Origin of the sequence: Streptomyces sp. cg40 (assembly GCF_050320165.1) — a bacterium.
Lineage (GTDB): Bacteria > Actinomycetota > Actinomycetes > Streptomycetales > Streptomycetaceae > Streptomyces > Streptomyces hokutonensis.
This window is the reverse complement of the sequence record NZ_CP190128.1, coordinates 5,441,723-5,459,968: the sequence shown is the minus strand read 5'-3', so window position 1 is coordinate 5,459,968 and position 18,246 is coordinate 5,441,723. Positions and strand designations below refer to the sequence as shown.

General features: G+C 67.3%; 16 protein-coding genes. 8 read left to right on the top strand and 8 right to left on the bottom strand.

The features are described from left to right. Positions 1-33 precede the first annotated feature (33 nt). From ACQHII_RS24300 to ACQHII_RS24290, 3 genes are all read right to left on the bottom strand, one after another. Positions 34-1,311, bottom strand: a complete 1,278-nt coding sequence (locus tag ACQHII_RS24300; protein WP_427921285.1) for an MFS transporter — start codon at positions 1,309-1,311, stop codon at positions 34-36. A gap of 75 nt (positions 1,312-1,386) precedes the next feature. Further along, positions 1,387-2,469, bottom strand: coding sequence for an inositol-3-phosphate synthase (locus ACQHII_RS24295; protein WP_427921284.1), 1,083 nt, complete (start codon positions 2,467-2,469; stop codon positions 1,387-1,389). 44 nt (positions 2,470-2,513) lie between these two features. After that, positions 2,514-3,200, bottom strand: coding sequence for a helix-turn-helix transcriptional regulator (locus tag ACQHII_RS24290; protein ID WP_427921283.1), 687 nt, complete (start codon positions 3,198-3,200; stop codon positions 2,514-2,516). A gap of 741 nt (positions 3,201-3,941) precedes the next feature. Here ACQHII_RS24290 and ACQHII_RS24285 point away from each other — a divergent pair. Both ACQHII_RS24285 and ACQHII_RS24280 read left to right on the top strand, forming a co-directional pair. Further along, positions 3,942-6,188: a transglycosylase domain-containing protein gene (locus ACQHII_RS24285; protein WP_427921282.1), complete on the top strand. Its 2,247-nt coding sequence runs from the start codon at positions 3,942-3,944 to the stop codon at positions 6,186-6,188. Between the two features lie 137 nt (positions 6,189-6,325). Then, complete coding sequence (locus ACQHII_RS24280) at positions 6,326-7,825, top strand: glycosyltransferase family 87 protein (protein WP_427921281.1); 1,500 nt, start codon at positions 6,326-6,328, stop codon at positions 7,823-7,825. 81 nt (positions 7,826-7,906) lie between these two features. Here the strand turns inward: ACQHII_RS24280 and ACQHII_RS24275 are convergent, their stop codons facing one another. From ACQHII_RS24275 to ACQHII_RS24265, 3 genes are all read right to left on the bottom strand, one after another. Continuing rightward, positions 7,907-8,938 (bottom strand): alanine racemase, encoded by a 1,032-nt coding sequence (locus ACQHII_RS24275; RefSeq protein WP_427921280.1) that lies wholly within the window; start codon positions 8,936-8,938, stop codon positions 7,907-7,909. A gap of 83 nt (positions 8,939-9,021) precedes the next feature. Beyond that, entirely contained in the window at positions 9,022-10,143 is a 1,122-nt protein-coding gene (gene femX / locus ACQHII_RS24270; protein WP_019073377.1) for a peptidoglycan bridge formation glycyltransferase FemX, read from the bottom strand. Positions 10,144-10,321: 178 nt separating this feature from the next. Continuing rightward, a complete protein-coding gene (locus ACQHII_RS24265) occupies positions 10,322-10,636 on the bottom strand; it encodes a hypothetical protein (protein ID WP_019073378.1) in 315 nt (104 codons plus the stop codon). A 279-nt stretch (positions 10,637-10,915) separates the two neighbouring features. Here ACQHII_RS24265 and rpsF point away from each other — a divergent pair, with 279 nt between their 5' ends. The 4 genes from rpsF (at position 10,916) to rplI (ending at position 12,648) form a co-directional block, all read left to right on the top strand. Then, complete coding sequence (gene rpsF / locus ACQHII_RS24260) at positions 10,916-11,206, top strand: 30S ribosomal protein S6 (protein WP_006604399.1); 291 nt, start codon at positions 10,916-10,918, stop codon at positions 11,204-11,206. Positions 11,207-11,286: 80 nt separating this feature from the next. Then, positions 11,287-11,889 (top strand): single-stranded DNA-binding protein, encoded by a 603-nt coding sequence (locus ACQHII_RS24255; RefSeq protein WP_427921279.1) that lies wholly within the window; start codon positions 11,287-11,289, stop codon positions 11,887-11,889. Positions 11,890-11,946: 57 nt separating this feature from the next. Beyond that, positions 11,947-12,183, top strand: a complete 237-nt coding sequence (gene rpsR / locus ACQHII_RS24250; protein ID WP_006381652.1) for a 30S ribosomal protein S18 — start codon at positions 11,947-11,949, stop codon at positions 12,181-12,183. 18 nt (positions 12,184-12,201) lie between these two features. Further along, positions 12,202-12,648: a 50S ribosomal protein L9 gene (gene rplI / locus ACQHII_RS24245; RefSeq protein ID WP_019073380.1), complete on the top strand. Its 447-nt coding sequence runs from the start codon at positions 12,202-12,204 to the stop codon at positions 12,646-12,648. A gap of 133 nt (positions 12,649-12,781) precedes the next feature. Here the strand turns inward: rplI and ACQHII_RS24240 are convergent, their stop codons facing one another. After that, positions 12,782-14,119: an MATE family efflux transporter gene (locus tag ACQHII_RS24240; RefSeq protein WP_427921278.1), complete on the bottom strand. Its 1,338-nt coding sequence runs from the start codon at positions 14,117-14,119 to the stop codon at positions 12,782-12,784. Positions 14,120-14,579: 460 nt separating this feature from the next. Here ACQHII_RS24240 and dnaB point away from each other — a divergent pair, with 460 nt between their 5' ends. Continuing rightward, complete coding sequence (gene dnaB, locus ACQHII_RS24235; RefSeq protein ID WP_026150108.1) at positions 14,580-16,058, top strand: replicative DNA helicase; 1,479 nt, start codon at positions 14,580-14,582, stop codon at positions 16,056-16,058. A gap of 27 nt (positions 16,059-16,085) precedes the next feature. Here dnaB and ACQHII_RS24230 read toward each other — a convergent pair whose 3' ends face one another. Beyond that, positions 16,086-16,652, bottom strand: a complete 567-nt coding sequence (locus ACQHII_RS24230) for a dihydrofolate reductase family protein (RefSeq protein ID WP_427921277.1) — start codon at positions 16,650-16,652, stop codon at positions 16,086-16,088. A gap of 169 nt (positions 16,653-16,821) precedes the next feature. Between ACQHII_RS24230 and ACQHII_RS24225 the strand changes: the two genes are divergently transcribed. Beyond that, positions 16,822-18,207, top strand: a complete 1,386-nt coding sequence (locus ACQHII_RS24225; protein WP_427921276.1) for a serine hydrolase domain-containing protein — start codon at positions 16,822-16,824, stop codon at positions 18,205-18,207. The last annotated feature ends 39 nt before the right edge of the window (positions 18,208-18,246 follow it).

Genomic DNA, 18,246 nt, shown 5'->3' with positions numbered 1-18,246 from the left:
ACTGACACCGCTGTGACCCGGATCGACTCCGTGTCAGTGATGTGACACTTTTCGGCGCTCAAAATGGGCCATAGTCGCAGCAACCACCGAGTAGATAACGGCGACCGTGACCACCAGGGTCACCGAGCGACCGTCCGGCGGCAGTACCAGGGCGGCCATCGCCGCCGCGCCGACGAACGCGACGTTGAACAGGACGTCGTAGACGGAGAAGATCCGGCCGCGGAAGCCGTCGTCGACCGAGAACTGCACGATCGTGTCCGTGGCGATCTTCGCGCCCTGTGTGGTCAGTCCCAGGACGAAGGCCGCCGCCAGCATCGGGGCGGTGGTGAACGGGAGGCCGAGGGCCGGTTCCAGGACCGCGGCACCCGCGGCGCACACGGCGATCCAGCGGCCGGGGCCCAGTCGTCCGGCGGCCCAGGGTGTCACCACGGCCGCCACGAAGAAACCGGCGCCGGAGACCCCCAACGCCAGCCCCAGCAGGCGCAGTCCGTCGTCCGGCGTCGACGACAGGGCGTACCGGCAGAGCATGAGCAGCAGGACCGTCAGGGCGCCGTAGCAGAAGCGCATCAGTGTCATCGCGAGCAGCGCCCGGACCGCCTCCCGGCGCTGCGGCGCGGCGAGATGCCGTAGCGCCGCTCTCAGGTCGCGGGCGGTGCCGGCGAGGGCCGTCGCCAGGCGGGGCCGAGTCAACGCCAGGTCGGGGCCGAGGAGTTCGGGGGCCATGCGCAAGGAGGCGAGGGCCGCGCAGAGGTAGAGGGCGGCGCCCAGCAGGACCACCGTGGCGTCTGTGTCCGCGACCAGCAGGCGGAATACGAAGGCGAGGCCGCCTCCCGCGGTCGCCGCCAGTGTTCCGGCCGTGGGGGAAAGGGAGTTGGCGAGGACGAGCCGTTCGTCGTCGACCACGCGAGGGAGCGCGGCGGACAGGCCGGCGAGGACGAAGCGGTTGACGGCGGTGACGCAGAGGGCGGAGACGTAGAAGAGCCAGTCCGGAACCTGGCTCACCATCAGGACGGCGGTGGCCGCGGCCAGCAGGGCGCGCAGCAGGTTGCCGTAGAGGAAGACCTGGCGGCGGCGCCAGCGGTCCAGGAGGACGCCGGCGAAGGGGCCGATGAGGGAGTACGGGAGGAGCAGGACCGCCATCGCGGAGGCGATCGAGCCGGCCGAGGTCTGTTTCTCCGGGGAGAAGACGACGTAGGCGGCGAGTGCGACCTGGTAGACGCCGTCCGCGCCCTGGGAGAGCAGTCGTACGGCGAGCAGGCGGCGGAAGCCCTGGAAGCGCAGAAGGACGCGCAGGTCATGGACGACGGCCATGGGCACAGCCTCACATACGAGGAGGGTCCCCGGGCGGAATGCCCCGGGGACCCTCGACGACCGAACCGGCGGGTCCTAGCGCTCGACCTCGCCCTTGATGAACTTCTCGACGTTCGTGTAGGCCTCGTCATCGAAGTACTGGACCGGCGGGGACTTCATGAAGTAGCTCGACGCGGAGAGGATCGGGCCGCCGATGCCGCGGTCCTTGGCGATCTTCGCGGCGCGCAGGGCGTCGATGATGACACCCGCGGAGTTCGGGGAGTCCCAGACCTCGAGCTTGTACTCCAGGTTCAGCGGGACGTCGCCGAAGGCACGGCCTTCGAGGCGGACGTAGGCCCACTTGCGGTCGTCGAGCCACTGGACGTAGTCCGACGGGCCGATGTGGACGTTCTTCTCGCCCAGGTCGCGGTCCGGGATCTGCGAGGTGACGGCCTGCGTCTTCGAGATCTTCTTGGACTCCAGGCGGTCGCGCTCCAGCATGTTCTTGAAGTCCATGTTGCCGCCGACGTTGAGCTGCATGGTGCGCTCGAGACGGACACCGCGGTCCTCGAACAGCTTCGCCATCACACGGTGCGTGATGGTGGCGCCGACCTGCGACTTGATGTCGTCGCCGACGATCGGGACACCGGCCTCGGTGAACTTGTCCGCCCACTCCTTGGTGCCGGCGATGAAGACCGGGAGGGCGTTGACGAAGGCGACCTTGGCGTCGATGGCGCACTGGGCGTAGAACTTCGCCGCGTCCTCGGAGCCGACGGGCAGGTAGCAGATCAGGACGTCGACCTGCTTGTCCTTGAGGACCTGGACCACGTCGACCGGGGTCTCGGCGGACTCCTCGATCGTCATGCGGTAGTACTTGCCCAGGCCGTCGAGGGTGTGACCGCGCTGGACCGTGACGCCCTTGTTCGGGACGTCGCAGATCTTGATGGTGTTGTTCTCACTGGCACCGATGGCGTCGGCGAGGTCGAGGCCGACCTTCTTCGCGTCGACGTCGAACGCGGCGACGAACTCGACGTCACCGACGTGGTAGTCGCCGAACTGGACGTGCATCAGACCCGGCACCTTGGTCGCCGGATCGGCGTCCTTGTAGTACTCGACGCCCTGTACCAGTGAGGCGGCGCAGTTGCCCACGCCGACGATGGCTACGCGAACCGAACCCATTCCGGTTGCTCCCTGTGTGTGCGAGGTGAGGCCCTGACTGGACCTCATGTGGTGGTTTCATCGGACGGATCCGGCCCGGGGGTGGCACCCCCGAGCCGGGGCAGGCCGCCCGACTCCCCGGATGTGCTGTCCTGCTGAGCGGTGCCGTCCGGAACGGGACCCTTCAGGTCGCGTCCGGCCCGCTCGCTCTCGATGAGCTCGTTCAGCCAGCGCACTTCGCGCTCCACGGACTCCATTCCGTGGCGCTGGAGCTCAAGGGTGTAGTCGTCGAGGCGCTCCCGGGTCCGCGCCAGGGAGGCACGCATCTTCTCCAGACGCTCCTCCAGCCGGCTGCGGCGGCCCTCCAGTACGCGCATGCGTACGTCGCGTGACGTCTGCCCGAAGAAGGCGAAACGAGCGGCGAAATGTTCGTCCTCGTACGCGTCGGGTCCCGTCTGCGAGAGCAGCTCCTCGAAGTGCTCCTTACCTTCCGCCGTCAACCGGTAGACGATCTTGGCGCGACGCCCCGCGAGTGTGGCCGTGAGGGCGTCCTCAGGAGTGTTCCCCGACTCCTCGATCAACCAGCCGTTGGCGACCAGCGTCTTGAGGCAGGGATAGAGCGTCCCGTAGCTGAACGCACGGAACACACCCAGTGACGTATTGAGTCGTTTGCGCAGCTCATAGCCGTGCATCGGGGATTCGCGGAGCAGGCCGAGGATGGCGAACTCGAGGATGCCGGAACGTCGGCTCATCGTCGCCTCCTGTCTGTCCGCGGTCCGACCGTGACGGTCTTTATGCCGAGCTGATGTATCGACTCGATACATCCAGACGATAGAACGGCCTTCCGGATGCGACAAGTGGGGAGATGGTGAGCGGCGTCACATCACTGATTCGTTGGAAGCAAGTTGCCTGATTTGGGGTGAACTTCGGGGCTAAGCAGGTTTTGACGGTGCGTAGTCTGTGCGGCATGCACACCACCGGGAACCAAGTGACGCGTGGGGGCGTCAACGTCCCCGGTGCGGTACGGATGAATGCAGAACCGACCACATCCGTACTTCGGGGGGACCGGAAACCAGCCGCCGTTTCCAGGCGCGCACGGGTGCGCCTGCCCGAGGAGTAATCGTTCGATGAGCGAGCACCGTCGCAAACCGCCGCAGCCGCAGGGAGGCGGACGTGCCGCGGACCGACGCGGCCAGTCCGGACCGACCTCCGGCCGCCGCGCGGCACCGCGAGGCGCCACCACCGGGTCTCCATCCGATTCCTATGGGTCGAACACCGCCGATTCCGGGGGTGACGACCGCCAGTACGGCAGCCGTGCCGAAGCCCGTCGGGCCGCACAGAGAGGCGGCGGCCGTCGCAGAGGGGCCGAGCCGGCGGGCCGCGGTCCAGGTGGCCCGAACGGGCCCGGTCGGGGCAGAGGACGCGCTCCCGCGCCCGGCAAGAAGAGGTTCATCGACTATCCGCGCTTCGACAAGTACGGATGGCGCCGCTGGGTGCCCTCCTGGCGGCTTGTCTCCACGCTGTGCCTGTTGTTCTTCGGCAGCATCGTGGCCGCGGTCGGTGTCGGCTACGCGATGGTCAGCATCCCCAGCGAGAACACCGCGGCCAAGTCGCAGAACAACGTCTACTACTGGTCCAACGGCGACCAGATGGTCGCCACGGGTACCGGGGCGAACCGTCAGAACATCACCATCGACCAGATCCCCAAGGCCATGCAGTGGTCAGTGATCTCGGCCGAGAACAAGAGCTTCTACACGGACTCGGGCGTCGACCCCATGGGTATCGCCCGGGCCCTGGTCAACATGGCCAAGGGCGGTCAGACGCAGGGTGGTTCGACTATCACCCAGCAGTTCGTCAAGAACACCTACCTGAGCCAGGAACAGACGGTCACGCGTAAGTTCAAGGAGATGTTCATCTCCATAAAGGTGGGGACGCAGCTCAGCAAGGAGCAGGTCCTCCAGGGCTACCTGAACACCTCGTACTACGGCCGCGGCGCCTACGGCATACAGGCCGCCGCGCAGACCTACTACGGTGTGGACGCGGTGGATCTCAAGCCGTCGCAGTGCGCCTTCCTCGCGGCACTGCTGAAGGGTCCGACGTACTACGACCCGATCGGCGCCACGAACATCGACCCCGCGGCGACCGCCGCCGCGAACCGCAAGCGCTCCGAGGAACGCTGGAGCTGGATCCTCGAGCAGATGCACAACGACAAGCACATCACGGACGCCGAGTACCAGGAAGCCATCAAGAAGTACCCCACACCCCAGGGCCTGAAGGCGACCAAGGGCATGACGGGGCAGATCAGCTACCTGGTCGACACGGCCAAGAAGTACGTCCTGAACCACTCGAACATCTCGCAGACCGAGTTCGACAAGGGCGGCTTCCAGATCTACACGACCTTCGAGAAGGACAAGGTCAACGAACTGAGCGCGGCCGTGAAGAAGATCCAGAAGGAGCGCATCGACCCGAAGAAGCGCAGTCTGGACAAGTACGTCCAGTTCGGCGCGGCGTCGGTGAGGCCCAAGGACGGAGCGATCGTCGCGCTCTACGGCGGTGACGGTTACGAGAACGGCCACTTCACCAACAACGCCGACACCTCGGGTGTCCCCGTCGGTTCGACCTGGAAGCCGTTCGTGCTCGCGGCGGCCATGGAGTACGGCACGTACAAGACCGATGGCGTCGGTATCTCGCCGCTGAGCAAGTACAACGGCGATGATCACCTCAAGGTGAGGCAGCAGGACGGTACATACGTCCTGAACAAGGACAACTCGATCTTCTATCAGAACAACGAGAGCAACTACCCCTGGGGTTACATCACCCTGCGCAAGGCGATGGAGCAGTCCATCAACACGCCGTACGTCCAACTCGGAGTGGACGTCGGGATGACGAAGGTCCGGGACGTCGCCGAGTCGGCGGGCATCCTGGAATCGAGCATGGCCAAGAGCCTCAATCCGTCCTTCGCCATCGGTACGTCGACACCCAGCGCGATCCGGATGGCCGACGCCTACGCGACGTTCGCCGCCTCGGGCAAGCAGGCGGACCCGTACTCGGTGACGTCCGTCAAGCAGAGCGGACAGCCGGTGCCCGGCTTCAGCAAGCCCGCTGTGAAGCAGGCGATGCCGGAGAACGTGGCGAACACCGTCACGGACACGCTGGAGAACGTCATCCAGAACGGTACGGCGAAGAACGCCAAGGTTCTGGGCCGCGCGGCGGCCGGCAAGACCGGTACCACCGACAGCAACAAGTCGGCCTGGTTCGTCGGCTACACCCAGCAGCTCTCGACGTCGATCGCGATGTTCAGGGAGAACCCCAAAGACGCCGAACTGCTCTCGATGAACGGCACGGCGGGCGTGGCGTCCATTCACGGTGGTGACATCCCGACGTCGATCTGGACCGAGTACATGGAGGCAGCCCTCAAGGGGGACTCCGACCCGGGCTTCCCGGACGCCACCAAGATCGACAAGGTCCAGAACGAGGACGGTGCACCGTCTCCCTCTCCGACGCCCGTGGTGACGCCGAGCGAGACGCCCAGTGAGACGCCGAGCGAGACGCCCAGTGAGACGCCGAGTTCGACACCGTCGGCAACCGAGTCCTGCCGGTTCAGCTGGCAGTGCAGTGACAACGGCGGCACCGATGGAGGCTCGACGTCCACGCCGACGGACACGGCCACTGCGACGGAGTCCAGCGGCACCAACAATGGCAACGGCAATGGGGGCATCTTCGGAGGCTCAACCGGTTAGCTGCCATACCGTCCACGATGGGTGTTTCACGTGAAACACCCATCGTGGACCGTTTCACGTGAAACAGGGGCCGTCGCATCCATCGGGTTGCGGCGGCTCTCGGCGTACTCCTAGGTGTGTACGGCAGGATGTGCCCCATGCCCAGTGCAGAACTGACGCCCACGAGCGTGCACGAGCCGGATCCGGTGAAGCCGACCAAGGTTGACCAGGTCGCCGCCGCCGGTAGCGAACTGATCGGTGGCCCCATCGGCCGGCGGGCCCTTCTCGGGGCGTCCTGGTGGACTCCCGTACGGGTCGTCGCGCTGGTGGCGATCGGTATGTTCGCCCTCGGTCTGGTCCAGAAGGCACCCTGCTACAACAGCGGTTGGTTCTTCGGCGCGAGTTCGCAGTACACGCACGCGTGCTACTCGGACATCCCGCACCTCTACCAGGGGCGCGGCTTCGCCGACGGGCTCGTCCCGTACTTCGACAAGCTCCCCGGCGACATGCAGTACCTCGAATACCCCGTGCTGACCGGGGTGTTCATGGAGGTGGCCGCCTGGCTCACACCGGGCAGCGGCAGCATCCAGCACCAGGAACAGTGGTACTGGATGGTCAACGCCGGGATGCTGATGGTGTGCGCGGCCGTCATCGTCGTATGCGTCAGCCGCACGCACGCCCGCCGCCCCTGGGACGGACTGCTGGTCGCGCTGGCGCCCGCCTTCGCGCTGACCGCCACCATCAACTGGGACCTCCTGGCGGTCGCTCTGACGGCCTCGGCGATGCTGATGTGGTCCCGGGGCCGTTCCCTCGCTTTCGGCGTCCTGTTGGGCCTTGCCACGGCTGCCAAGCTGTATCCCGTCTTTCTCCTGGGCCCGTTGTTCCTGCTGTGCTGGCGCGCGGGCAAGTGGCGGGACTTCGGGAAGGCGTTCGGCGGAACCGCGGTCGCCTGGCTGGCGGTGAACCTGCCGGTGATGCTCTTCGCCTTCGACGGCTGGTCGAAGTTCTACACGTTCAGTCAGGAACGGGGCGTCGACTTCGGGTCCTTTTGGCTGATCCTGGCCCAGAACTCCACCGACCCGCTCAGCACCGACACCGTCAACACGTTCGCCACCTTGCTGATGCTCCTGTGCTGCGCAGCCATCGCGGCCCTCACGCTGACCGCTCCGCGCCGGCCGCGCTTCGCCCAGCTGGCCTTCCTGATCGTCGCGGCGTTCATCCTGACCAACAAGGTCTACTCGCCGCAGTACGTGCTGTGGCTGGTCCCGCTGGCCGTACTGGCCCGGCCGAAGTGGCGGGACTTCCTGATCTGGCAGGCGTGCGAGGTGGCGTACTTCCTGGGGATCTGGATGTACCTCGCGTACACGACCAGCGGAGACGCCCACAAGGGCCTGCCGACCGACGGCTATCACTGGGCCATCGGCCTGCACCTCCTGGGCACGCTCTACCTCTGCGTCGTGATCGTGCGCGACATCCTCATGCCGGAGCGGGACGTGGTGCGCCTGGCGGGCGACGACGACCCCTCGGGCGGGGTGCTCGACCGCGCGGAGGACGTGTTCGTGTTCGGGGCCGCGGCCCGTCCGGGACGGCACGCGGCCCCCTTCGACGGACCGCAGGTGGAGTGGGGCGGCGACAGGACGGCAGACCGTTCGCTCTGAGCGAACAAGGTCCGGCGGGACCACGCGAAAGGCCGTACACGGGAGGTTCCGTGTACGGCCTTTCGGCTGTTCGGGAGAGGCTCAGCGATCGACGATGCGGTCGAACTGCGTTGTGGTGTGCCGGAGATGGGCCACCAGCTCCTCGCCGACCTTCGGCTCGGCCGCTTCCGCCGGCACGAAGAGGATCGAGACCTGCATGTGCGGGGGCTCGGCGAACCAGCGCTGCTTGCCGTCCCAGACGAACGGAGAAAGGTTCCGGTTCACCGTGGCCAGGCCGGCGCGGGCGACGCCCTTGGCGCGCGGCATGACGCCGTGCAGGGCCTTGGGGGCCTCCAGGCCCACCCCGTGCGACGTACCGCCCGCCACGACCACCAGATAGCCGTCCGAGGCCGCCTTCTGCTGCCGGTAGCCGAAGCGGTCGCCCTTGGCGACCCGGGTGACGTCCAGGACGGCCCCGCGGTACTCGGTGGCCTCGTGGTCCCCCAGCCACAGCCGGGTGCCGATACGGGCCCGGAAGCGGGTCTGCGGGAACTGCTGCTGCAGCCGGGCGAGTTCCTCGGCCTTGAGGTGGCTGACGAACATCGTGTGCAGGGGCAGCCGCGCGGCCCGCAGCCGGTCCATCCAGCCGATGACCTCCTCGACGGCGTCCGAGCCGTCGGTGCGGTCCAGCGGGAGGTGGATGGCGAACCCCTCCAGGCGGACGTTCTCTATGGCCGAGTGCAACTGCGGCAGTTCCTGCTCGCTGACGCCGTGCCGCTTCATCGAGGACATCACCTCGATGACCACACGGGCGCCCACGAGGCCGTACACACCGTCGATGGACGACACCGAGCGGATCACCCGGTCCGGCAGCGGAACGGGCTCCTCGCCGCGGCGGTAGGGCGTGAGCACCAGCAGGTCGCCCCCGAACCAGTCCTTGATCCGGGCGGCCTCGTACGTCGTGCCGACGGCGAGGACGTCCGCGCCCAGCCGCGTAGCCTCCTCAGCCAGGCGCTCGTGCCCGAAGCCGTAGCCGTTGCCCTTGCAGACCGGGACGAGCCCCGGGAACTGCTCGGCCACGTGCTTGTGATGCGCCCGCCAGCGAGCAGTGTCGACGTAGAGCGTGAGCGCCATGGCCGGACCTGGAACCTTTCGGGTGGCTGCGGTGTATCAGGAGTATGAGAGCTGTCGACGTTATCGAAGCGAGGACCGTCAGGTCAGCGGCGCGACATGTAGATGTCGAGCGCCTTGTGGAGCAGCTTGTTCAGCGGGAAGTCCCACTCGCCCAGGTATTCGGCGGCCTGTCCGCCGGTGCCCACCTTGAACTGGATCAGACCGAAGAGATGGTCGGTCTCGTCCAGCGAGTCGGAGATGCCCCGCAGGTCGTACACGGTGGCGCCGAGCGCGTAGGCGTCGCGCAGCATCCGCCACTGCATCGCGTTCGAGGGCCGGACCTCACGGCCGATGTTGTCGGAGGCGCCGTAGGAGTACCAGACGTGGCCGCCGACCACGAGCATCGTCGCCGCCGACAGGTTCACCCCGTTGTGCCGGGCGAAGTACAGCCGCATCCGGTTGGGGTCCTCGGTGTTGAGGGCCGTCCACATGCGCTGGAAGTACGACAGCGGGCGGGGCCGGAAGTGGTCGCGCACGGCCGTGATCTCGTACAGCCGCTGCCATTCCTCGAGGTCGTGGTAGCCGCCCTGGACGACCTCGACACCGGCCTTCTCGGCCTTCTTGATGTTGCGGCGCCACAGCTGGTTGAAGTTCTTGTGGACCTCTTCGAGCGACCGGTTCGCCAGCGGCACCTGGTAGACGTAGCGCGGCTGGACGTCGCCGAAGCCGGCGCCGCCGTCCTCGCCCTGCTGCCAGCCCATGCGGCGCAGCTTGTCGGCCACCTCGAAGGCGCGCGGTTCGATGTAGTCGGCCTCGATGTCGCGCAGCCGCTTCACGTCCGGGTTCTGGATGCCGGCCTTGATGGAGGTGGCCTCCCAGCGCCGGATGATGACCGGCGGGCCCATCTTCACCGAGAAGGCGCCCTGCTGCTTGAGGTGGGCCAGCATCGGCTGGATCCAGTCGTCCAGATTCGGCGCGAACCAGTTGATGACCGGACCCTCGGGCAGATAGGCCAAGTAGCGCTTGATCTTGGGGAGTTGGCGGTAGAGGACCAGGCCCACACCGACCAGCTCGCCGGTCTTCTCGTCGAACCAGCCGAGGTTCTCGGAGCGCCACTCCGCCTTCACGTCAGCCCATGCCGGGACCTGCATGTGGCTAGCCGACGGCAGGCTCTGGATGAATGCCAGATGCTGCTCTCGGCTGATGGTCCTCAGGGTCAGGCTCATTCGGGGCGCTCCTCGGGCTGGTGTGTCCCCATGGGTACAGGGGCTCCGGCTCTCGCGCCGAAGCCTACTGCGCCTTGCGAGCGCCCCGACTGGGCGTATGCAACCTTCGCCTCGGCCTGTGGGTCGCCGAGGCGTTCCGTGGTGTTCTACGCGGTGTTCGGACCGTGGTGCCGGAGCGTCAGCTGATGACGCCGCCGAACAGTCCGCCGTGCGCCATGCCGAGGAAGAACCCGACACCCGCGGCACCGAGACCCAGGATCAGACCGAAGCGTTCCCTCGTCGTCTCCGAGATCCACTGGCCGTAGGCGCCGGTGAGGATTCCCACCAGGCCGGTCCATGAGCTGAGCAGATGCAGGTGGTGGAAGAAGCCCGTGACGAACGCGGTCAGCCCGAGCACCACGGTCACCGCGAGCAGCGTGTCCTGGAGCGGATGGGGCTTGCCGTCCGTGGCGAAAAGGGAACCGGCGGTGTTGGGTCGCAATGCCTGTGCCATGTGGCACCTCCTGCGGAAGGCGGCGCGTCGTCGCGCCGGACACACCCGATGTGTACAGATTGACGCTCTCCGCCACCGGATTTCAACCGGAAGCAGGTGTGCGGGTACTCTGTACCCTCTGCACTGGTGTCTGCCCACGTCGTCACGGATCGGAATCCCCGCAAGGGGCACCCGTTGTCAGTGGCGACTGTTTTACTGGCACACACTGTTGCTTACGCATCACAACCCTCCTGCCACGGATCGACCGTGGCCGCTGAGTCCAAAGGAGGTGGGTTCCACATGCGTCACTACGAGGTGATGGTCATCCTCGACCCCGATCTGGAGGAGCGCGCTGTCTCCCCCCTGATCGAGAACTTCCTCTCCGTCGTCCGTGAGGGCAACGGAAAGGTCGAGAAGGTCGACACCTGGGGCCGTCGTCGTCTCTCGTACGAGATCAAGAAGAAGCCCGAGGGCATCTACTCGGTCATCGACCTGCAGGCCGAGCCTGCGGTCGTCAAGGAGCTCGACCGCCAGATGAACCTGAACGAGTCGGTCCTCCGGACCAAGGTCCTCCGCCCCGAGACCCACTGAGCGTCCAGCTCAGCTGATCTCGGGATCCGAGTAGCAGCAGCACCAAGCAGCCAGCAGCAAACCCGCCGAGAGGTTCCCCCATGGCAGGCGAGACCGTCATCACGGTCGTCGGCAATCTTGTCGACGACCCCGAGCTGCGCTTCACCCCTTCCGGTGCGGCGGTCGCGAAGTTCCGTGTCGCGTCCACTCCCCGCACCTTCGACCGCCAGACGAACGAGTGGAAGGACGGCGAAAGCCTCTTCCTCACCTGCTCGGTCTGGCGTCAGGCGGCGGAGAACGTCGCCGAATCGCTCCAGCGAGGCATGCGCGTCATCGTGCAGGGCCGGTTGAAGCAGCGGTCCTACGAGGACCGTGAGGGCGTCAAGCGCACGGTCTACGAACTGGACGTCGAAGAAGTCGGCGCCAGCCTGCGCAGTGCCACGGCCAAGGTCACCAAGACCGCCGGTGGCGCTCGCGGTGGCCAGGGCGGTGGCTTCGGCGGCGGCGGTGGTGGTGGCCAGGGTGGCGGCGGCTGGGGTGGAAACTCCGGCGGCGGTCAGCCGGCCGGCGGTGCTCCCGCCGACGACCCGTGGGCCACCAGCGCTCCCGCCGGTGGCAACCAGGGCGGCGGCGGTGGCGGCTGGGGTGGAAACTCCGGCGGTGCCGGCGGTGGCGGCGGCTACTCGGACGAACCCCCCTTCTAGGCCCCCGGGCCGAGGGTGGGTCGTACCCACACTTCTTGATCACACAGGAGATACACCATGGCGAAGCCGCCTGTGCGCAAGCCGAAGAAGAAGGTCTGCGCATTCTGCAAGGACAAGGTCCAGTACGTGGACTACAAGGACACGAACATGCTGCGGAAGTTCATTTCCGACCGCGGCAAGATCCGTGCCCGCCGCGTGACCGGCAACTGCACGCAGCACCAGCGTGACGTCGCCACGGCCGTGAAGAACAGCCGTGAGATGGCGCTGCTGCCCTACACCTCCACCGCGCGATAAGGGAAGGGTGACCGACCAATGAAGATCATCCTCACCCACGAGGTCTCCGGCCTCGGTGCCGCGGGCGACGTCGTCGACGTCAAGGACGGTTACGCTCGCAACTACCTGATCCCGCGGAAGTTCGCTATCCGCTGGACCAAGGGTGGCGAGAAGGACGTCGAGCAGATCCGTCGTGCTCGCAAGATCCACGAGATCCAGACCATCGAGCAGGCCAACTCCGTGAAGGCCCAGCTCGAAGGCGTCAAGGTTCGTCTGGCCGTCCGCTCCGGCGACGCCGGTCGTCTCTTCGGCTCCGTCACCCCGGCCGACATCGCTTCGGCGATCAAGGCTTCCGGTGGCCCCGAGGTCGACAAGCGTCGTATCGAGCTGTCTGCTCCGATCAAGACGCTGGGCGCCCACGAGACGTCCGTGCGTCTGCACCCCGAGGTTGCCGCCAAGGTCAACATCGAGGTCATCGCAGCCTGATCGCTGCGCTCGGCACAGCTGAGAGAGGGGCCGCACCCGTTGGGGTGCGGCCCCTCCGCTGTGTTCAAGGCGGTGCTACGGCGCGCATGTTTCACGTGAAACGTGGCCGCGAGCGGTGTTTCACGTGAAACGGTCAGCGGGTCGCGCCGGTGACGACCCAGCGGCCCGAGCGGGTGCGCAGCAGGAGTGTCAGCATGCGCACCGCCATCATCAGGGTCATCGCTCCCCAGAGAGCGGTCAGTCCGGCGCCGAAGGCCGGTACGAGCAGGGCCACAGGGGCGAAGACCGCCAGGGTGACCAACATCGCTCCGGCGAGATACGGCCCGTCTCCCGCACCCATCAGTACCCCGTCCAGGACGAAGACGACACCGCAGATCGGCTGCGAGAGCGCGACCATGATCAGGGCGGGTAGCGCGGTGTCCTTGACGGTGGAGTCGCTGGTGAACAAGGGGAGGAGCAGCGGTCGGGACACGATCACCAGGAGGCCGAGCACCACTCCGACGGCGATGCCCCACTGCACCATGCGGCGGCAGGCGGCTCGGGCGCCCTGTGGATCGTCCGCACCGAGGTAACGGCCGATGATGGCCTGGCCGGCGATGGCGATGGCATCGAGTGCGAAGGCCAGCAGAGACCACAGTGACAGGATGATCTGGTGGGCGGCGATGTCGGCATCCCCGAGACGGGCAGCGACCGCCGTAGCGATCAGGAGGATCGCTCTCAGGGAGAGCGTGCGTACCAGGAGAGGTGCACCCGCCTGCGCCGAGGCCCGGATCCCTGTCGCGTCGGGGCGGAGCGAGGCACCGTGCCGGCGAGCTCCGTGGACGACCACGACGAGATAGACGGCAGCCATCCCCCATTGCGCGATGACGGTGCCCCAGGCGGAGCCGGCGATGCCGAGGTCGGCGCCGTAGACGAGCCCCAGATTGAGGACGCCGTTGGCGACGAAACCGGTGATGGCGACGTACAGCGGTGTCTTGGTGTTCTGCAGTCCGCGCAGGACTCCGGTGGCGGCGAGTACGACCAGCATGGCCGGGATGCCGAGGGAGGAGATCCGCAGATAGGTCGTCGCGTAGGGGGCCGCCGTGTCCGAGGCGCCGAAGAGGCCGACGAGGGCGGGTGCGGAGGGGAGGACGACGGCGATGACGGTGGCACCGATCAGCAGGGCGAGCCAGATGCCGTCCATGCCCTGGCGGATGGCTGCCTGGAGATCACCCGCACCGACGCGTCGGGCGACGGCCGCCGTGGTGGCGTAGGCGAGGAAGACGAAGACGCTCACGGCTGTCGTCAGGAGGGCGGAAGCCACGCCGAGTCCGGCGAGTTGTGCGGTGCCGAGATGGCCCACGATCGCGCTGTCGGCCATGACGAAGAGGGGCTCGGCGACGAGTGCGCCGAAGGCCGGGACGGCCAGCATGACGATCTCGCGGTCGTGCCGGCGTCGGATGGCCCTGGTGGTCGCGGGAGCCTGTGTCATGAGCACTAATCTAATCGTCCACAGGTAAGAGATGCAATTGCTGTCTGACCCTTACCTCTGATCTCGCCTCGTGTCCTCTCGCGCACTGTTCGAAGCGATCTTGGTCCGGCTGGAGAAGTTTTTCTTCTGCACAGCCGGTGGATGGGGAAAGGGCAGGTCAGACGGGTTGCGTTCGGAATCGGGAGGTCTTGTTCACAGGGCTGTCCACCGGGTCGTGCACAGGTTTTGGCGGGTTCTCCACAGCATCCGGGCCGTCGTCCACATGGCCTGTGGATAACCAGATTGGCTGACGGTGCCCGCGGGCCTACGGTGGACCGGCGCCCGCTCCGTCCGTCGGCCTGAAAACCATCACAAAACCGACGCGCCCGTACCGGAGTTGGGCGTCTCATTTGTCAGTGCCGTGCCGTAGAAATGAGGGGCACGGCGAGGTCCGCTCGGCGGACGGGAGGAGGTGGCTCGGTTGAGTATTTCCGAGCCCTTGGACGACCCGTGGGCCGAGAGCGGTCCAAGTGATCGTCTGCCTGCTTCCCGACGGCGCGGTGACGGAGGCAGGGGTCGCGACGAACAGCACGACCGCGGCCGGGAAGGCGGCGAGTGGGAGGGCGCGGGGTCGGCCTTCGAACGTGTGCCGCCGCAGGACCTCGATGCCGAGCAGTCCGTACTCGGCGGCATGCTCCTGTCCAAGGACGCCATCGCCGACGTCGTAGAGGTCCTCAAGGGTCACGACTTCTACAAGCCCGCGCACGAGACGATCTACCAGGCGATCCTCGACGTCTATGCCAAGGGCGAGCCGGCCGACCCGATCACCATCGCCGCCGAACTCACCAAGCGCGGCGAGATCAACAAGGTCGGCGGCGCATCGTATCTGCACACGCTCGTCCAGACCGTGCCGACAGCGGCGAACGCGGAGTACTACGCGGAGATCGTCCACGAGCGCGCCGTCCTGCGCCGCCTGGTCGAGGCCGGTACGCGCATCACGCAGATGGGGTACGCGGCCGACGACGACGTCGACGAGATCGTCAACCGGGCCCAGGCCGAGATCTACGCGGTCACCGAGCAGCGGACCAGCGAGGACTACCTCCCGCTCGGCGACATCATGGAGGGTGCGCTCGACGAGATCGAGGCGATCGGCTCCCGCAGCGGCGAGATGACGGGTGTCCCCACCGGGTTCACGGACCTCGACTCGCTCACCAACGGTCTGCACCCGGGCCAGATGATCGTCATCGCCGCCCGTCCCGCCATGGGCAAGTCCACGCTCGCGCTGGACTTCGCGCGTGCGGCATCGATCAAGAACAACCTGCCGAGCGTCATCTTCTCCCTCGAAATGGGGCGCAACGAGATCGCGATGCGTCTGCTGTCCGCCGAGGCCCGCGTAGCCCTGCACCACATGCGGTCCGGCACCATGACCGACGAGGACTGGACCCGGCTGGCACGTCGGATGCCCGAGGTGTCGTCCGCGCCGCTCTACATCGACGACTCCCCGAACCTGTCGATGATGGAGATCCGCGCGAAGTGCCGCCGGCTCAAGCAGCGCAGCGACATCAAGCTGGTGATCATCGACTACCTGCAGCTGATGCAGGCCGGTGGCTCCAAGCGCCAGGAGAGCCGTCAGCAGGAGGTCTCGGACATGTCCCGAAACCTGAAGCTTCTGGCGAAGGAGCTGGAGGTCCCGGTGATCGCACTCTCGCAGCTGAACCGTGGTCCCGAGCAGCGCACGGACAAGAAGCCGATGGTGTCCGACCTCCGTGAGTCCGGCTCCATCGAGCAGGACGCCGACATGGTGATCCTGCTGCACCGCGAGGACGCCTACGAGAAGGAGTCACCGCGGGCCGGCGAGGCGGACATCATCGTGGGCAAGCACCGTAACGGCCCAACGGCGACGATCACCGTCGCCTTCCAGGGCCACTACTCGCGGTTCGTGGACATGGCGCAGACCTGACCGGGCGATGTGGGTGGGTACTGCTGCTCAGCGCCTCGTCTCGTACCGGGTCAGGATCACGCCGTCGGGAAGCGTCCGCGTCTCCACCAGGTTCAGGTTCACCCAGTTGTCCAGCGCGCTGAAGAACGGCGTGCCGCCGCCCACCAGGACCGGCGCGGTGGCCAGCACGTACTCGTCGATCAGCCCGGCCCGCATGGCCGCCCCGGCGAGCGTCGCGCCGCCGATGTCCATCGGGCCGCCGTCCTCGGCCTTGAGTCGGGTGATCTCGGCGACCGCGTCACCGGTGACCAGGCGGGTGTTCCAGTCGACCTTGTCGGTCGTCGAGGAGAACAGCACCTTCGACATGTCCCGCCAGCGGCGCGCGAACTCGATCTCCGCCGGGGTGGCGCCCGGCTGCTGGTCGCCGGTCGGCCAGTAGGAGCTCATCGTCTGCCACAGCTTGCGCCCGTACAGCGACAGGTCGGTCGCCTGCAACTGGTCGGACCAGAACTGGAACAGCTCGTCGCTCGGCGGTCCGCCCCAGCCGATGTCGTCGCCGGGCGCGGCGATGTAGCCGTCCAGGGTGAGGTTCATGCCGTAGATCAGTTTCCGCATGGCGCCAGCCTTCCGTGAGTCGGTCTCACACGTACGGACCGGCGCGGCGCGGGAAACTCATCGGTAGGTCATCGGCGGTGGGACCTGCACGACCATTGGCGGCCGACCCGTTGTCGTGTCCCGGGAAATGTGCTCGACGTAGGGCAGTCCTGCCGGATGGACTGGGGGCATGACGACATCTCAGGACGACCTGCTTCCCGCGACCCGCCGGGCGTTGCTGCATCGGATCGCCGGTGCCCAGGCCGAGGGGCGCGCACCGTCGTTGGTCGCGGCGGTGGTGCGGGACGGGCGGGCGGTGTGGCACGGCGCGCGGACCTCGGTCGACGGGCACGGGCCGGACGAGAACGTGCAGTACCGGATCGGCTCGATCACCAAGACGTTCACCGCCGTCCTGGTACTGCGGCTGCGTGACGAAGGCGTCCTCGATCTCGGTGACCCCCTGGAGAAGCATCTGCCGGGTACCGGTGCGGGGGAGGCCACCATCGCCCAACTGCTCGCGCACACCAGCGGGTTGGCGGCCGAGTCACCCGCACCCTGGTGGGAACGGACACCCGGTTCCCTGCGCCCCGAACTCCGCGATGTGCTGGGCGAGCAGCCCCTGCTGCATCCGGTCGGCCGCAGGTTCCACTATTCGAACCCCGGATACACGCTGTTGGGCTCGCTCGTCGAGGAGTTGCGCGGTGCGCCCTGGGAGGACGTACTCCGGCGGGAAGTGCTCGAACCCCTGGGCCTCCGTCGCACGAGTGCTCAGCCCCAGGCGCCCCACGCGGGCGGCTGGGCGGTGCATCCGTGGGCCGACGCACTGCTGCCGGAACCCGCCGTGGACCTCGGTCTCATGGCGCCGGCCGGTCAACTCTGGTCCACCACGGGCGACTTGGCGCGGTTCGCGGTCTTCCTGGCCAACGGTGACGACCGGGTCCTGAGCGCGGAGTCCGTGCGGGAGATGCGAACCCCGGCGGCACCGGCCGAGGCGGCCGATGTCGTGGACGGCGCCGCCTACGGTCTCGGCCTCCAGATTCAGCACCGCGACGGCCGCCTGCTCGTCGGCCACTCCGGATCGCTGCCCGGCTTCCTGGCGAACCTCACCATCAGCCTGGAGGACGACGTCTCGGCGGTGGTGCTGGCCAACTGCACCTCCGGACCGCTCCTGTCATCGGTGGGTGCCGACCTCGTCCGTATCGTCGCCGAGGCCGAACCGAGGATTCCCGAGCCCTGGCGCCCGATGCCCGAAGTCGACGCCGCCGCACTGGAGCTGGCCGGGCAGTGGTACTGGGGCACACACGGCTTCGCCCTACGGCTGACGGCAGATGGAACGGCCTCGCTGGAGCCATTGGCGGGCAAGGGCCGCCGCTCACGCTTCCGGGCCAACGGTGACGGCACCTGGACCGGACTGGAGGGCTACTACGCCGGAGAGCTCCTACGGCCCGTACGGCGCCCGGACGGGTCCGTCGACCACCTGGACCTCGGATCGTTCGTGTTCACGCGTCAGCCGTACGAGGAGAGCGCTTCTGTGCCGGGTGGGGTGGACCCGGAGGGGTGGCGGGGGATCCGCTAGCCGTGGCGGTCGGAGAGGGGCCATGTTTCACGTGAAACA

What these genes read in the sequence shown, in the direction of transcription:
- ACQHII_RS24300 (WP_427921285.1), bottom strand. Translation starts at nt 1,311, where the DNA reads ATGGCCGTCGTCCATGACCTGCGCGTCCTTCTGCGCTTCCAGGGCTTC.
- ACQHII_RS24295 (WP_427921284.1), bottom strand. Translation starts at nt 2,469, where the DNA reads ATGGGTTCGGTTCGCGTAGCCATCGTCGGCGTGGGCAACTGCGCCGCC.
- ACQHII_RS24290 (WP_427921283.1), bottom strand. Translation starts at nt 3,200, where the DNA reads ATGAGCCGACGTTCCGGCATCCTCGAGTTCGCCATCCTCGGCCTGCTC.
- ACQHII_RS24280 (WP_427921281.1), top strand. Translation starts at nt 6,326, where the DNA reads ATGCCCAGTGCAGAACTGACGCCCACGAGCGTGCACGAGCCGGATCCG.
- ACQHII_RS24275 (WP_427921280.1), bottom strand. Translation starts at nt 8,938, where the DNA reads ATGGCGCTCACGCTCTACGTCGACACTGCTCGCTGGCGGGCGCATCAC.
- femX (WP_019073377.1), bottom strand. Translation starts at nt 10,143, where the DNA reads ATGAGCCTGACCCTGAGGACCATCAGCCGAGAGCAGCATCTGGCATTC.
- ACQHII_RS24265 (WP_019073378.1), bottom strand. Translation starts at nt 10,636, where the DNA reads ATGGCACAGGCATTGCGACCCAACACCGCCGGTTCCCTTTTCGCCACG.
- rpsF (WP_006604399.1), top strand. Translation starts at nt 10,916, where the DNA reads ATGCGTCACTACGAGGTGATGGTCATCCTCGACCCCGATCTGGAGGAG.
- ACQHII_RS24255 (WP_427921279.1), top strand. Translation starts at nt 11,287, where the DNA reads ATGGCAGGCGAGACCGTCATCACGGTCGTCGGCAATCTTGTCGACGAC.
- rpsR (WP_006381652.1), top strand. Translation starts at nt 11,947, where the DNA reads ATGGCGAAGCCGCCTGTGCGCAAGCCGAAGAAGAAGGTCTGCGCATTC.
- rplI (WP_019073380.1), top strand. Translation starts at nt 12,202, where the DNA reads ATGAAGATCATCCTCACCCACGAGGTCTCCGGCCTCGGTGCCGCGGGC.
- ACQHII_RS24240 (WP_427921278.1), bottom strand. Translation starts at nt 14,119, where the DNA reads ATGACACAGGCTCCCGCGACCACCAGGGCCATCCGACGCCGGCACGAC.
- ACQHII_RS24230 (WP_427921277.1), bottom strand. Translation starts at nt 16,652, where the DNA reads ATGCGGAAACTGATCTACGGCATGAACCTCACCCTGGACGGCTACATC.
- ACQHII_RS24225 (WP_427921276.1), top strand. Translation starts at nt 16,822, where the DNA reads ATGACGACATCTCAGGACGACCTGCTTCCCGCGACCCGCCGGGCGTTG.